Consider the following 14,341-nt stretch of genomic DNA (forward strand, 5'->3'; position numbering starts at 1 on the left):
CCAAAATTTTACAAAACCATCGCAAAAAATGCTAGTTTTTTTTAATTAATAAATTTATATAAAATAATTTTCTTTTTTTGTTATTGCCGCCCTAGGTTCTTAATAAAAAAAAAAACGACTATGTCGAGTCGAAAACAGAATGTTTAAACAGCCTCAGCATTAACCTTTTCTACATGATACGACCCTCCCTCCTTTCACTCGCCTTTCTTTTAAGCTTCTTTTCCCAACTCACCAGCTTCGCGCAGACCGGTCGATGGATGAAATACGAGAAAGCGTTCGAAAGCTCGAAATCGTATGAAAATCCACTCTACGATGTCAAAACCTTCGATATCCAGTTCACCGCACCGTCGGGGAAGAAAACAACCGTAAGCGGGTTCTGGGATGGCGGCAATGGCTGGAAAGTTCGGTTTGCGCCTGACGAAACTGGCAACTGGACGTATCGTTCGGTTTGCTCCGATACGTTGAATCGGGGCTTGCATAACGTAACAGGGCAGTTCAGTTGCACAACCTCCAAATCATCGCTGGCGATTTACACGAAGGGCAGCATCATTCATCCGAAAGGGACGTATCACCTCAGCCATGCCGACGGAAGCCCGTTCTTTTTCACGGCCTGTACCGCCTGGAACGGTACGCTCAAATCTACCGATGCCGAATGGAGTACGTATTTGCAGGATCGGGTAAAAAACCATTACAACGTCATTCAGTTTGCGGCTACGCAATGGCGGGGCTGCGCTGCGAACAGCGAAGGTCAGGTCGCGTTTGAAGGCAGCGGACGTATCAAAATCAATCCGGCTTACTTCAAACACCTGGACAAGAAAATAGACGAAATCAATCAACACGGCCTCGTCGCAGCTCCCGTCTTGCTCTGGGCGCTTCCGGTTGCGGAGGGTCGCGAACTGAGTCCGGGTTACTACCTGCCCGATGGCGAAGCGGCTCTACTGGCGCGCTACATGGTGGCCCGGTACGGCGGCAATCAGGTTATCTGGATTTTGGGGGGCGACGGCAAATACATTCAGGAGTACGAACAGCGCTGGAAAAACATCGGTCGCGCCGTTTTTGGTCGTGAGCACCCGGGTGTCGTCGCGCTCCATCCGGGTGGGCAGTCGTGGATCGGGAAAGAATACGCCCAGGAAGATTGGCTGGATATTGTTGGGTATCAGACGGGGCATAACAGCAGCCCGAGTACGGTTCGCTGGACAACGAGTGGGCCCGTCGCGCGCGAGTGGGGCCAGTTGCCACCCAAAGTGCTCATTAACATGGAACCAGTTTACGAACGTATCAGCCCGAACTTGCTGGCCAACGATGTACGCAACGCCAGCTACTGGAGCCTATTCTCCACGCCGGTTTCAGGAATTACGTACGGAGCCGGTGGTATCTGGCCCTGGCTACGTCCCGGCGAAGCGGTACTGAACCACGGAAAATCGGAAGGCTTACCGACCTGGGACGAGTGCATCAAGCTGCCCGGCAGCATTCAAATCGGGTATATGAATGCGTTTATGACCCGGTACAATTGGTGGCAGTTAAAACCGGCGCAGGACCTGTTGGCTGAACAACCGGCAACCACAGCCGCCCCTAATCACTACGTATCGGTGGTCCGTTCCGACGATCATAAAACCGTCATGGCCTACGTACCGACTGAGTCAACCGTAAAGCTGTACAATCCACTCAATCTGACGTATCAGGGGCAATGGTTCAATCCGGTTACTAACCAAACGTCGGCTGCTACGTTAATCAATCAGGCCGGAACAATTACGGCCAAAGCACAGGGAACTGACGATAAAATTCTTGTTCTGACGTTGAAATAATTGATACTACTGTGAATCAATCCCCTTATTTTTTGCAGGCCGGTCCGGTGCAGGTTCGTTACGAAAACGGTTTTCTTCGGTATGTGTCTGTCGGCAATACGGAGATCGTCCGTATGGTTTATTTCGCGATACGGGATCATAACTGGCTCACCGCCAACTTCATAATTTCTGATGAAAGGGTTATTCAGCACGACAATTCCTTTCAGATTCAATACAATTGGCAGACGGATGATTTAGGGATTCAGATAGCCGGAAGCGTAACGATTCAGGGCGATGAATCCGGAACCGTTACGTTCGAGTTTTACGGCAAAGCCCACAATACGTTCCAGAAAAACCGGATTGGCATTTGCGTGCTCCATCCTATCGATGGCGTGTTGGGGCAACCGACTCAACTTATTTCACCGGACCAGACCATTACGAACGCGCATTTTCCAACGTTAATCAGTCCCCATCAGCCGTTTCTGGAGATTCAGACGCTACGCTGGCAACCGACGTCCGGCGCTACGTGGCAACTCGATTTTTCGGGCGATATTTTTGAAACGGAAGATCAGCGCAACTGGACCGACGCATCGTTTAAAACCTATTCAACTCCGCTACGCTTGCCCAAACCGGCGACCGTCACGGCTGGCGATGAAATTCATCAACAGGTAATTTTTCGTAAAGCCAGCCAGGCATTATCCGATGTCGGAGCCCGGCAGGAAACCAACGAACAGGATATTGAATCCGGCAAACCGACGCGTCCACGTATCGGCGTTGGGCAATGGGCGGGTGGTCCACCGTTAACGGAAGAAGAGGCCGTTTTACTACGTCAACTGAAGCTGTCGCACCTGCACGCCGATGTATTTTTTAGTCTTCCGAACTGGCAAACGTTATTGAACAATGCGATTGCGGACGCCCAACAACTGGACATTCCACTCGAACTGGCTGTGTTTTTTGGGAACGATCCGGTACGGGAGCTAACGGAATTACAGGAGTTTTTGCAGCCTCAATCCGCTACGTTACATTCCATTCTGCTCTTTAACGTAGCGACTTTAACAACCTCCAATACGCTCTTGCGGGCGCTTGTGCCGGTGCTACGTAGCACCTGGCCCGACGTACTGATCGGGGGCGGCACCGACGACAATTTTGCTGAACTTAACCGAAATCCGTTTGATTTTGAACAGGTTGATTTTGTTACGTACTCCATAAATCCGCAGGTTCACGCGTTCGATGACCTAACCTTGCAGGAGAACATTGCCGGACAGCCCGAGACTGTCCGGACGGCCAGACAATTCAGCAAAAACAAACCGATCCATATTTCGCCCGTCACGCTACGTCCCCGCTTTACGACGATTGACGGAACCGCTACCGAACGTTTGACTATGCCCGCTGATTCCCGCCAAACCACCGAATTTGGTGCTGAATGGACACGCCAGAGTCTGAACGCTTTAGCCAACGCCGGTGTCGAATCCATTACGTACTACCAGTCGCACGGCCCGGCGGGATTGGTTAGTGGCAATACTACGTATCCGGTGTTTAGGGTTCTGAAAGAATATGGAACGTAGAACTTTGCCGAAGCCATCGTTTCACTACGTATTGCTCTCACAACCAGCTTAGATTGTCGCAATTGCCCCGCTAGATTGGCGGTTTCAGCAACGTTTGGCTACAGTTATTTTACCATTTTTGTCAGAGAAACCAGTTAACATCAACGCTTATTAAACTGTAAATGAGAAAGATAAGCCTGTATCTGAACATGTCGCTCGATGGAGTGATATCGGACCCGGACAAATGGATGTCATTCAGCGATGAGATTTTAGAAGAGTCTCTGGAAGCGTACGACCAGTCAGGTGCGATTTTGGTAGGCAGCAAAACGTACCCTTTTCTGGCAGAGTATTGGCAACAGGCAGAGCAGTCATCCGACTCAGCCCTAGAACGTTCGTTTGCCAAAAAAATAAACGACATCCGGAAAATCGTCATCTCACAGTCGCCGGTTGAGCTGACCTGGAAGAATTCAGAACAGTTGACCATTACCGACTGGGCATCGTTTCCGCAGGAAATAGAAAAACTCAGACAGAGCGATGGCAAAACGATCTCAGTTGAAAGTGGTCTGAAAACCTGGCAGTTATTTTTGGAGAATGCTCTATTCGACGAATTGCGTATCGTGATTCATCCGGTCATTGTTGGTCAGGGCGACAAATTATTTTCGGAGGATATCTCGACGTTAAATCTGAATTTAGTTAATAGTAAGGTACATAAAAACGGGGTTATTAGTTTAACGTATCAGAGGATCGAAGCTGAATAAAAACGCTACGTTGTTCCTTAACGAGGCATCACTATCTTGTCGTAATACGCCCCTCTTTTGTCGTTTTTACCCACCATTTACGCAACCAAGCTCTGCTATATTTACCTGATTATTAACTAATAACAGTAAACAACATGCAGAAGATCACAACGTTTCTAACATTTAACAATCAGGCTGAAGAAGCGGCAGAATGGTACACTTCGATTTTCAAAAACTCGACGATTGAACGTATCACGCATTATGGGGAAGGCACACCCGTACCGGCGGGAAGCGTCATGACAGTTACGTTTCAGCTTGATGGACAGGAGTTTATAGCCTTGAACGGTGGCTCGAGTTTTGCGTTTGCCGAGGGAATTTCGCTTTATGTCAACTGCGAAACGCAGGAAGAAGTCGATACGTATTGGGAAAAACTTTCGGAAGGCGGAGAAAAAGGACCCTGCGGCTGGTTGAAAGATAAATTCGGTGTATCCTGGCAAATCGTTCCAGCAGTAATGGACCGGCTGTTGGCCGACAAAGACCCCGAAAAAGTAACGCGGGTTATGCAGGCCATGATGAAGATGAGCAAGCTGGATATCGCTACGTTAGAAGCAGCAGCCTAGTAATGGCGACTGTCCCGGCCGGGTGAAATAATGGTCGGCCGGGACGGTTAGCATTAAGCTGGCTGATAATGTAGCACTGTGATTCCGCAGGCAAATGGTTTCGCTTCGACCAGTTTAAGAGCAAGGTAGGTTTCTACATCACCGAAAATGGGCAAGCCTTTTCCCAGAGCCACTGGATTGACGAAAAGATAATAATCGTCGATCAGGTTGTTTTTGATGAGCGATGAGACAAATTCGGCTCCTCCGTACGCAATCAAATCGCCCCCTTCCTGCTTTTTCAGGCTCGTAACCTCATCAACCAGATTGCCTTTGTTGAGCGTTGTATTGGCCCAGTTTTTTCCTTCCAGACTTTCCAGATTATTGGAAAAGACAATCTTGGGGGTATCGTTCATTTTGTTGGCACCCGGTTCCGCCGTTTCAGGATTTTCAGCTCTGGAACGCCAGGCATCGATAAACCCTTCAGCCAGTTTACGACCCAGCAAAATGGTTCCAACAGGCTCGGTTATAGAATCGACATACTGCATAAGCGCTTCGTCCCAATTCCAGACTAGCCAGTCCATTTCGCTAGTAGGACCAGCGATAAATCCATCCAATGAAATCTGTACCTGTAGTTTTAATTTTCTCATGATTAGTACGTAGACAGCCTGAACAGCAAAGGTATTTTCCCAAGCCGTTTTTCAAAACTGGACTGTGACAAAAAAATGGGCCATAACCTACATTGAGGGTATGACCCATTTTTCTGAATGTAGCCAAATCCGCCTGGCTTACTGACGATTCACTTTCAATAGTTTAATTACTCTTCGTTGCTGGTCCTGATAGTGTATTTGCAACAGGTACGTTCCAGCTGAAAGCTGCTCACCAAACGTAATGGTTTGCCCGGCCTTGGCTGCGCCTAATTTTATCCGTTCCCGACCCATGTCATCTGCTACGTTCATTGACTGAATATCCCGTTCTGCGACAAACGAAAATCGGTCGGTGGTTGGGTTAGGGAATACAAGGTTGTCGGCGATGTCGGCGATTCCAACGCGGGCAGCCGGTGCACATACGGTTATGTTTTTGCAATACTGAGCGTACCACGGAGCCGCCGAATAGTTGACGCCTACGCACACCTGACCACCCGTAAACCAGGGTCCAAAATTGTAGGTAGCCTTACCCGGTTGTGTGGGTGTGATGCTTTGCGATGAGCCCGTAAACCACCAGGAGAAACTGGTCGCATTCGCTAATTTGCCCGCATTTAGCTCAAAAACATGAACAGCATTTTTCGCAGCGCAATCAGGGCCAATAATATCAGCGGTTGGGTTAGTCGGCGGTGTTGTGGCTGTTTTAACCGTAATTGTCACGGCAGCCGACGTAGACGTAGCATTCTGGTCATCAATGGCTTTCGCCGTGAGCGTATACGTACCGGCACTTACGCTATTCCAACTGAACTGGTACGGAGAGCCGGTGCTTTCGCCGATTTTCGCTGATCCATTATAAAACTCAACTTTCGTTACGTTACCATCACTATCACTAGCCGAAGCGGTTAAGGCAACTGTTGCGGGAGCCGTAAACGTAGCGTTCGTAACTGGCGATGTCAGCGATACAATTGGTGCCTGATTGGCCGGGTTGGTTGGCGGATTACCCGAACAAACCGCTACGTTCTTACAATACTGAGCATACCAGGGCGAGGCCGAATAATTAATACCTACGCACAGCTGACCACCTGTAAAGTTTGAACCGAAATCAATACTCACTTTACCGGGCTGAAGCGTCGTAATACTTTTCGATGAACCCGTAAACCACCACGAGTAATTAGTTGCGTTTAGCGATTTGCCCGCATTTACTTCGAATACCTGAACCGCGTTCTGAAAAGCGCAGTCCGGACCAAGAATATCCGCCGTCGGATCGGGCGATCCCGGATTATAAACAATCACTGCACTGGCTGTCGAAGTAGACGTAGCATTCTGGTTATCAATGGCTTTCGCCGTGAGCGTATACGTACCCGCAGCCATGCCTGTCCAGATGAATGTGTAAGGTAACGTAGCGTCTTCCCCCAGCTTAGTCGTTCCGTTGTAGAATTCTACTCTCGCAATGCTTCCATCAGTATCATTCGCGTTGGCGGCAACCGTGATAGTTGCGGATGTTGGAAAAGCCGCGTTGTTGGTGGGTGACGTCAGGCTTACGCTTGGTGGCTGATTGGGCGCGGGGGCGGCCGTAACCTGAACGACCGGCGATGTCAAATTACCGCTACTAACGAGTGCCTTTGCCGTGAGCGAATACGTTCCCTGCTGAATAGTGGCGATTGTCCACGAATAAGGCGATGTAGCGTCGGTTCCCAGTAACGTAGCACCGTTGTAGAACTCAACCGCCGTAGCCGTGGCATTATAAACGCTGGCATTGATAGCCAGATTCGTACCAATACTGATCGTTGTATTATTCGTTGGGCTAACGATAGCGACCGAGGGCGTCGATGGACCAAAATCATCGGCTGGATTGAGGATACGATTCTTTACCCACGTCCCCGATGCACTGGTATTGTTCCATTGCTGTGCACCGCAGGACCCCGGATTGAGCGCTGCCGACGATTGACCTGCATCGGAGAAAGTCCAGTTACACCAGCTTATTTTCTGCCCTGCCGGATTGCTACCCGCCATCAAATCCAGCCAGGCCTGTCCGTTGTTGAAATCGAGATTGCCATCACCCGAAAACGTTGACGTTCCCCACTCGCTGCAGAAAAGCGGCAACGAATTAACCACGGAATTAACATCGCCCTGAAAAAAGTGAGAAGCCGCGTAGAAGTGAAATGTGTACATAATGTTGTACGCATTCGCCCCGGAGAGTGGATCGCTCAGTACGTCCTGCGGTCGCTGGCACCATTGCGGAGTGCCAACCAGAATAATTGCTTCGGGGTCGTACTGACGGATAACCGGAATCACCTGATCCGCATAGCTTTTTATCTGAGCCCAGGTAACCCCATTGGGTTCGTTGCAGATTTCGTAAATGACATTCTTTTTACCGGCATGGGTCTGCGCCATTGTCCGAAAAAAATCAATAGCGTACGACAATCGTTCGTTCGGATTGCCCGGATTTAGTACGTGCCAGTCGATGATGCAGTATATTCCAGCCTGAGCGGTCCAGTCAACAATCTGATTGATTTTCGCTCGCAATCCAGCCTGATTAGTAAGGTAGCCCCCTTCATCTACGTACATGGCGGCCCGGAGAATATCCGTTCCCCAGTTCGTGGCAAGCACCTGTACCGACGCCTGGGTATAGCAGTTATCGAACCACTGAAGTCCGTGTGTACTCATCCCACGCAACTGAATGGCTTTTCCCGTTTCATTTGTAAGCTGGCGATTAACCACCTTAAGTCGCCCGTTAGCTGACAGCGGAGTAGGTGTCTGTGCTCCTACGAACAGACTGGTAATCAGCAATCCAAGTAAAAGTAAAGTTCTGGCTATCATATGCGAAAAAGTTGTCGGTGATAGAAATACATAGCACTAAATCAATATCAATATAAACTATAAGTAGTCGGATTTGTATTTCAATAAATAAATTTTGTTTGTGTGTATACGCCTGAACAACAAGATTGAACCGCTATATCCTCTGAAGAAGACTTATTTCGTCAACAAGCAAATTCTCCCTCAGGGGATTAAGGGGCTTATCCGGGATCGCTGATGAGTTTTGGGGTTTATGGCTGTATTCCGTTTACTCGAGCGGGATTAATGATTAAACTTGCGTCATAATCTGCTTTTCGAGTCAACGTATACCTTTCTTACATGAAACTTTTTCGCTTCGGTCAGCCCGACCACGAACATCCCGGTGTTGTTTTAGCTACCGGCCAGCACATTGACGTAACGCACTTTGGCGAAGACTACGACGAATCGTTTTTTGCCAGCAACGGCCCCGAACGACTGGCCCACTGGCTAACGTCGCACGCCCACACCTGCCCCGAAGTTTCCTCAGATCAACGCTTCGGCTCCTGCGTTAAACGTCCGTCAAAAATTGTGTGCGTTGGTCTTAACTACGCCAAACACGCGGCCGAAACCGGAGCTGCTTCTCCTGCCGAACCGATTTTATTTTTCAAATCCACCACAGCGCTCGTGGGCCCGAACGACAACGTAGTGATTCCAAAACGTTCCGAAAAAACGGACTGGGAGGTCGAACTCGCCATCATTATTGGCAAGCGGGCCAGCTACGTTGAACTGGATAAGGCTACGGATTACATTGCCGGATACGCCGTTCATAACGATTACAGCGAACGGGCCTGGCAACTTGAGCGGGGTGGTCAATGGGTGAAAGGAAAAAGCGCCGATACGTATGCGCCACTCGGCCCGTATCTGGTCACAAAAGACGAGGTGCCTAATCCGAATGGGCTGAATCTGTGGCTCAAGCTCAACGGCGAAGAACTCCAGAACTCCAATACCGACGATATGATTTTCAACGTACCAACGCTGGTCAGTTACATCAGCCAGTTTATGACCCTGCTCCCCGGCGACGTCATTTCGACCGGCACACCGGCAGGCGTTGGCATGGGACTGAAACCCCAGCGTTTCCTTAAACCCGGCGACGTAGTGGAATTAGGCATCGAAGGCCTTGGTCAGCAAAAACAGACAGCAATTTCTTTTAACGAATAGAATGGAAAAAGGAGAAGGCAGAAGGTAGTAACAAACTCCTTTCTGCCTTCTCCTTTTTCCGTTCCCCTTTCTTTATGTTCATCGACGCTCACCAGCATTTCTGGCATTTCGATCCGGTACGTGATTCATGGATTACGGACGATATGGCCATTATCCAGCGCGATTTTTTACCCGCCGACCTGGAACCGGTTCTGGCTGCCAATGGCATCGATGGCTGCGTAGCTGTACAGGCCTCTCAGTCGGAAGACGAAACGATGTTTCTGGTCAACATGGCTCAGAATTACGACATCGTAAAAGGAGTTGTTGGCTGGGTTGATTTACAATCGGATCAGTTGGCACAGCGGCTGGAAGCCTTATCCTTCTATCCCGAAATTAAAGGCTACCGGCACGTAGCACAGGCTGAGCCTGACGATTTTCTGGCGCGTCCGGCCGTTGTTGAAGGGATTCGTCAGCTGGCTGCGTTTGGCTCAACGTACGATATCCTGATCTATCCCAGTCAGCTTAAAGCCGCGCTTCATCTGGTACGCGCCGTTCCCGAAGTCAACTTTGTGATCGACCATCTGGCCAAGCCCTACATCAAAAAGCAGGAAATTACGCGCTGGTCGAACTTTATGACTCAGCTGGCCAAACACCCGAACGTTTCGTGCAAACTATCGGGTATGGTTACGGAAGCCGACTGGCAAAACTGGAGCAAACGCGATTTTTTTCCATATCTGGACGTAGTGTTTGAACAGTTTGGCCCTGATCGATTGATGTTTGGTTCGGACTGGCCTGTGTGTCTGGTTGCGGCAAATTATACCCAGGTCAAAACATTGATTGAAGAATACGTAGCGCCGTGGGGCGATGACGTCCGCGAAAAAGTGTTCGGCGCCAATGCTACGTTGTTTTACAAGCTAGGGCTATGACACAAAGATGCCCAGCGCAACACAAAGAATTTCCATGTAGCACTGTGGCATAACTTTTCAATCCTACCACTATGAATTGTATCGTTGGCGTTGATGTCGGTACGACCAACGTGAAAGCGCTGGCAATGCCGCTGGATCTGAGCAAGATTGTAGCTCATGCATCGGCTCCCGTTACGACCCTGAACCCTGAACCTGGCTACGCCGAACAGGACCCATCCGAAATATGGACGGCCTTTGAACAGGTCATGAGTGAAGTCTGTCGTGAAGCGAAGAAAAAGAAATACACCATTACGCATGTGGCTTTCTGTACAGCTATGCACAGTCTGTTGCCAATGGATGTTACGGGCTCGCCAATGGGCAATGCTATTCTCTGGTCTGACAACCGGGCCGAAGCCGAAGCTACGGCGCTTCGAACCACACAGGCCGATTTAGGAAAAGCCATTTACAAAGAAACCGGTACGCCCCTTCATCCAATGATTCCGCTGTGTAAGCTGGCGTGGATGCGCGAAAACGACCCTCGCCTGTTACGTCGGACAGCCCATTTTGGCTCCATCAAAGAGTTTTTGTGGCATAAGCTCACTGGCGAATTTGAAGTTGATTTTTCCATTGCCACCGCAACGGGCCTGTTCAACGAAAGTAAACGCGAATGGAGCGAGAAAGCCATGGAATACGCTGGCGTACGGTCCGATCAATTGTCGGTGCCTGTTCCAACTACGTATCAACGCGCTTATCAGCCCACCCCCGAAACAAAAAAAATAGGGCTGGATAAGGATGTTTCTTTGGTGATTGGTGCATCGGATGGCTGCCTGGCCAATCTGGGCGCGGGAGCGATCAAACCCCGTACGGCTACGTTGACCATCGGTACCAGCGGAGCCATCCGCCAGACCGTTCGGAAACCACTACGTGACGAAGAAGGCCGGTTGTTCTGCTACTATCTGGACGAAGGATACTACGTAGTGGGCGGCCCTACCAACAACGGCGGCAACGTACTGGAATGGGTAACTGAGAAACTGACGCAACAGTCCACGAAAACGGTGCTGAAAGAAGCCGGCACAATTCCGCCGGGGTCAGATGGTCTGGTGTTTCTCCCTTACCTTCAGGGCGAACGGGCTCCTTTGTGGGATGCTTCCGTTCGCGGAGCTTATCTGCACGTAGACTGGCAACATACCCAGGCGCATTTTGCGCGCGCTTCGCTGGAAGGCGTCCTCTTTAATTTGCTTAGTATCAACGAACTATTAACACGTCAGACCGATTCCGCGCGGGTAATTCACGCCAATGGCGGCTTTGCGCAATCGACGCTATGGGTGCAGATGCTGGCGGATATGGCTGGTATTCCGGTACGTTTGAACGAAAGCAATGAAAGCGGTTCAATGGGGGCCATGTTACTGACGCTCAAAGCCATTGGTGACGTAAAAACGCTGGACGAAGCCGCTGAGCGCGTAGCGTTCGGCGATACGTTCCAGCCGGACGTAGAACGAAACAAGTCCTATCGGAAGGCGTTTACGCAGTGGGAAGACGATTTGAAAAAGATAAAAAATCTCTGACTAGTTGTCCTGCGCTTCTTCCGGAAATGTTCTGTGAGAATTCTTCTGTTGACATGAGTAATAAACCGGATTGTATTCAGTTCATTACTCATGTTATGCAATCATAATCAGATCAGTTACCTAATGCAGCCTCCTAAGAACGGAGTTACTCTCTGGACGGCTTTGCATATCGAGTCAGCCAGAAACACAAATCAACATTAGAGGCTTGTTAACCGAGTTTGCCAGTGTCTTTGAATTTATCGATAGCCGATCTGGTCTCCTCGGCCAGATGGCCAGCTTCTTTTAGAGCTTCGTCTGCCTCTTTTTCTGCTTTCCGGGCATCCTGTTTAGCTTTCTCGACGTAGCGGCCAAACTCGTCCTCGGCTTTGTCAGACGCCTTTCCCACGTTGGTTTTGATCGTAGCAATTGTCTGCTTAGCCTGCTCTTTGGTTTTATCCCATTGTTGTTGAACGTCTTTAGTGTGGTCGTTTACAGTGCCGGCAATTTGTTTGCGCAGATCTTTACCGGACCGGGGAGCAAACAGAAAACCGACTGTCAAACCGGCTAGTAGACCGGTCAGCAAGCCCGCTAGATAAGGCTGATCGGTAGTAAAGCCTTTGTAAGGCTGGCGTTGTTGAAAGAACATAGGCAAGTAGTGATTAGTAGCGATTAAACTTAACTTATTTGCAAAGAGGTTTTTCTTGTTCTAGTTAAAAACTGTGCCATTGCAACTGTACAACCAGTAAGTAACTATAAATAAATAGTTTACTGCGCTTATTTCTAAGTAAAATCAGTAAAGGTTTGTGGGTATTTTTACTCAATATTGAGAATATATTTACTCAGGTTCGCTCGGATTTAGAGTACGCATGATTTGACGTTTTCTCATTATCAATTAAACTACTACGTAGGTAATTACTACAGGTGTATACTATACACTTTCTTATCACTATCCTTGTAAAAACTACCAGTGAAGAGCTTGTTAAGCGTATATAAAGTAAAAAGTGGCGAAAACCTTATTTCAGGATTTTGAGTATATTTACCGATAAAGCTATTTTATTGATAAACTGCGTTTCATGACACCCATGCAATTCATTACGGTACTAATTATTGATGACGACGAAGACGACCATTTCATCATAAAAAAGGCTTTTCAAACGGATTGTTCCTCTACCCAAGTATACGGAGCGACTACGGGCAGGCAGGCTCTCGAACTGCTGGGTTCCCTCCAGATCATACCCACTGTTATTCTTCTGGATCTAAATATGCCCGTGATGAATGGTTTTGAAGTGCTGGCGCATTTAAAGCAATCTCCCAATTATCAAATCATACCGGTTATTATCCTAACCACTTCCCAGGCAGCTGCAGATAAAGAGCGAGCTCATCAATTAGGAGCCACTGATTTTATCACCAAACCCACCAGTTATGAGGGCATGGTTGCCATTGCCAATCGAATTCGGCTTGGTTTGCTTGAGGGATGAAACAACCTGGTTTCGTTTGTGCAACCAGTTGATATTACGGGTATTCACCACAAAACTTTTTTCTCCGCGTAATGGCTACTCCGTCTATCCACAGTACTGGGGAAATGCCGTATAAGTGGCGTAATCAGGCAACTACTCGTGGTTGTGCTTTCTTCTTGATACTCCAGACGAGCAAACCCAGACCAACACCTACGATGAGCCGGGTAGTCATTTCGTAGGTGTCCGTAAGTGCGGTAATATGAAACGGACTATCACCCAGAGCTTGGGGTAAATTGCCGTAGAATTTCAAGGCACTGATCAAATTTAGTGCGTACCATACCAGAGCGTAGCCTACGAAGAACAAACCAGCAAAGCCAGCGACGAAAATTAGTTTTGATTTCATATTATGGGAATTTGGGTATCCAGATAAGTTAGTTTATACGTTAGTCAAAATTCCTGAAAGAAAGCTAATTCTCTGTTGTCCAAGCGCTTTTACCTTGCAAAAGTTACCTGCCCCTGGTAGCATCACCACCGATTTTAGTTGCTAACATACGTCAAGACGTATCAGCCTATACCAGTGTCAGGCCGAACACCAGACTTTCTACGCCGTCGGTGCGGAACAGGATTTTCTTTTCGAAACGAAGGCCCAGTCTTTCGAGAAGTCGAATCGAGTGCAGGTTGTTAGCCGTCGTGATTCCGGTGATTCGTGTCAGCCCCAGCTCGTCAATCGCATACTGCAACACTGCCGCTGCCGACTCGTAGCCGTATCCGTTTCCCGCATAGTTGGGTAGAAAAGCGAAGCCAATGTCAACATCCTCCAATGTTTCCCGGCGGAACAATCCGCAGAGCCCGATTGGCGCATTATTCACTTTCAGTCTTACCAGGTACGGCCCAAACCCAAATTGCTGGTAACTTTTCAGAGGGCCATTCAGGATATACTGTTTAGCTCCTTCAAGTGTTCTGACGCCCCGGTCTCCGATAAATTGTAGCCAGGTATACGTATTCAGCAGTTCGAGCATAAAAGCCGCATCGTCAACAGAAAATTCGTCAATAAGCAATCGGTCGGTTTCGAGCAAAATCATGATGGCGACTTTTGAATTGTTTTAAAACAAAAATCCCGAAATTCTGAATTTCGGGAAGTTGATTCCAGTCCTCGCT

At 48.7% G+C, this 14,341-nt stretch carries 13 protein-coding genes; 8 read left to right on the forward strand and 5 right to left on the reverse strand.

Features of this window, described 5'->3' with window-relative positions:
* Nucleotides 1–173 precede the first annotated feature (173 nt).
* From ACOJS8_RS27440 to ACOJS8_RS27455, 4 genes are all read left to right on the forward strand, one after another.
* Nucleotides 174–1,805: a DUF4038 domain-containing protein gene (locus ACOJS8_RS27440; RefSeq protein ID WP_420151753.1), complete on the forward strand. Its 1,632-nt coding sequence runs from the start codon at nucleotides 174–176 to the stop codon at nucleotides 1,803–1,805.
* A gap of 11 nt (nucleotides 1,806–1,816) precedes the next feature.
* Nucleotides 1,817–3,349 carry a hypothetical protein gene (locus tag ACOJS8_RS27445; RefSeq protein WP_420151754.1) on the forward strand — a complete coding sequence of 511 codons (1,533 nt, stop codon included), beginning with the start codon at nucleotides 1,817–1,819 and terminating at the stop codon, nucleotides 3,347–3,349.
* Between the two features lie 161 nt (nucleotides 3,350–3,510).
* Entirely contained in the window at nucleotides 3,511–4,086 is a 576-nt protein-coding gene (locus tag ACOJS8_RS27450; protein ID WP_420151755.1) for a dihydrofolate reductase family protein, read from the forward strand.
* Nucleotides 4,087–4,220: 134 nt separating this feature from the next.
* The gene (locus ACOJS8_RS27455; RefSeq protein WP_420151756.1) at nucleotides 4,221–4,685 is read left to right on the forward strand and encodes a VOC family protein; all 465 of its coding nucleotides are present in this window, start codon (nucleotides 4,221–4,223) and stop codon (nucleotides 4,683–4,685) included.
* Nucleotides 4,686–4,738: 53 nt separating this feature from the next.
* On the opposite strand, the gene ACOJS8_RS27460 is transcribed toward ACOJS8_RS27455, so the two are convergent.
* Entirely contained in the window at nucleotides 4,739–5,311 is a 573-nt protein-coding gene (locus tag ACOJS8_RS27460; protein ID WP_420151757.1) for a dihydrofolate reductase family protein, read from the reverse strand.
* 138 nt (nucleotides 5,312–5,449) lie between these two features.
* Nucleotides 5,450–8,125 (reverse strand): cellulase family glycosylhydrolase, encoded by a 2,676-nt coding sequence (locus tag ACOJS8_RS27465; RefSeq protein WP_420151758.1) that lies wholly within the window; start codon nucleotides 8,123–8,125, stop codon nucleotides 5,450–5,452.
* 315 nt (nucleotides 8,126–8,440) lie between these two features.
* On the opposite strand from ACOJS8_RS27465, the gene ACOJS8_RS27470 reads away from it, so the two are divergent.
* The 3 genes from ACOJS8_RS27470 to ACOJS8_RS27480 all read left to right on the forward strand — a co-directional run bounded on the left by ACOJS8_RS27470 (nucleotide 8,441) and on the right by ACOJS8_RS27480 (nucleotide 11,747).
* Nucleotides 8,441–9,298, forward strand: coding sequence for a fumarylacetoacetate hydrolase family protein (locus tag ACOJS8_RS27470; protein ID WP_420151759.1), 858 nt, complete (start codon nucleotides 8,441–8,443; stop codon nucleotides 9,296–9,298).
* 74 nt (nucleotides 9,299–9,372) lie between these two features.
* Entirely contained in the window at nucleotides 9,373–10,203 is an 831-nt protein-coding gene (locus tag ACOJS8_RS27475) for an amidohydrolase family protein (RefSeq protein ID WP_420151760.1), read from the forward strand.
* A 71-nt stretch (nucleotides 10,204–10,274) separates the two neighbouring features.
* Nucleotides 10,275–11,747 (forward strand): gluconokinase, encoded by a 1,473-nt coding sequence (locus ACOJS8_RS27480; RefSeq protein ID WP_420151761.1) that lies wholly within the window; start codon nucleotides 10,275–10,277, stop codon nucleotides 11,745–11,747.
* A 208-nt stretch (nucleotides 11,748–11,955) separates the two neighbouring features.
* On the opposite strand, the gene ACOJS8_RS27485 is transcribed toward ACOJS8_RS27480, so the two are convergent.
* On the reverse strand, nucleotides 11,956–12,372 hold the full coding sequence (locus ACOJS8_RS27485; protein ID WP_420151762.1) for a YtxH domain-containing protein: 417 nt from the start codon (nucleotides 12,370–12,372) through the stop codon (nucleotides 11,956–11,958).
* 436 nt (nucleotides 12,373–12,808) lie between these two features.
* On the opposite strand from ACOJS8_RS27485, the gene ACOJS8_RS27490 reads away from it, so the two are divergent.
* Entirely contained in the window at nucleotides 12,809–13,204 is a 396-nt protein-coding gene (locus ACOJS8_RS27490; RefSeq protein WP_420151763.1) for a response regulator, read from the forward strand.
* A gap of 124 nt (nucleotides 13,205–13,328) precedes the next feature.
* Here ACOJS8_RS27490 and ACOJS8_RS27495 read toward each other — a convergent pair whose 3' ends face one another.
* The gene (locus ACOJS8_RS27495) at nucleotides 13,329–13,586 is read right to left on the reverse strand and encodes a hypothetical protein (RefSeq protein ID WP_420151764.1); all 258 of its coding nucleotides are present in this window, start codon (nucleotides 13,584–13,586) and stop codon (nucleotides 13,329–13,331) included.
* 166 nt (nucleotides 13,587–13,752) lie between these two features.
* Nucleotides 13,753–14,265, reverse strand: a complete 513-nt coding sequence (locus ACOJS8_RS27500; RefSeq protein ID WP_420151765.1) for a GNAT family N-acetyltransferase — start codon at nucleotides 14,263–14,265, stop codon at nucleotides 13,753–13,755.
* Nucleotides 14,266–14,341: the final 76 nt, after the last annotated feature.

The organism is Spirosoma sp., from assembly GCF_048594605.1.
In the GTDB taxonomy this organism is placed as follows: domain Bacteria; phylum Bacteroidota; class Bacteroidia; order Cytophagales; family Spirosomataceae; genus Spirosoma.

Excerpts from the sequence above, each read along its gene's own strand:
- ACOJS8_RS27495 (WP_420151764.1), bottom strand. The coding sequence starts at position 13,586 with ATGAAATCAAAACTAATTTTCGTCGCTGGCTTTGCTGGTTTGTTCTTC.
- ACOJS8_RS27470 (WP_420151759.1), top strand. The coding sequence starts at position 8,441 with ATGAAACTTTTTCGCTTCGGTCAGCCCGACCACGAACATCCCGGTGTT.
- ACOJS8_RS27475 (WP_420151760.1), top strand. The coding sequence starts at position 9,373 with ATGTTCATCGACGCTCACCAGCATTTCTGGCATTTCGATCCGGTACGT.
- ACOJS8_RS27480 (WP_420151761.1), top strand. The coding sequence starts at position 10,275 with ATGAATTGTATCGTTGGCGTTGATGTCGGTACGACCAACGTGAAAGCG.
- ACOJS8_RS27490 (WP_420151763.1), top strand. The coding sequence starts at position 12,809 with ATGCAATTCATTACGGTACTAATTATTGATGACGACGAAGACGACCAT.
- ACOJS8_RS27450 (WP_420151755.1), top strand. The coding sequence starts at position 3,511 with ATGAGAAAGATAAGCCTGTATCTGAACATGTCGCTCGATGGAGTGATA.
- ACOJS8_RS27485 (WP_420151762.1), bottom strand. The coding sequence starts at position 12,372 with ATGTTCTTTCAACAACGCCAGCCTTACAAAGGCTTTACTACCGATCAG.
- ACOJS8_RS27455 (WP_420151756.1), top strand. The coding sequence starts at position 4,221 with ATGCAGAAGATCACAACGTTTCTAACATTTAACAATCAGGCTGAAGAA.
- ACOJS8_RS27460 (WP_420151757.1), bottom strand. The coding sequence starts at position 5,311 with ATGAGAAAATTAAAACTACAGGTACAGATTTCATTGGATGGATTTATC.
- ACOJS8_RS27500 (WP_420151765.1), bottom strand. The coding sequence starts at position 14,265 with ATGATTTTGCTCGAAACCGACCGATTGCTTATTGACGAATTTTCTGTT.
- ACOJS8_RS27465 (WP_420151758.1), bottom strand. The coding sequence starts at position 8,125 with ATGATAGCCAGAACTTTACTTTTACTTGGATTGCTGATTACCAGTCTG.
- ACOJS8_RS27440 (WP_420151753.1), top strand. The coding sequence starts at position 174 with ATGATACGACCCTCCCTCCTTTCACTCGCCTTTCTTTTAAGCTTCTTT.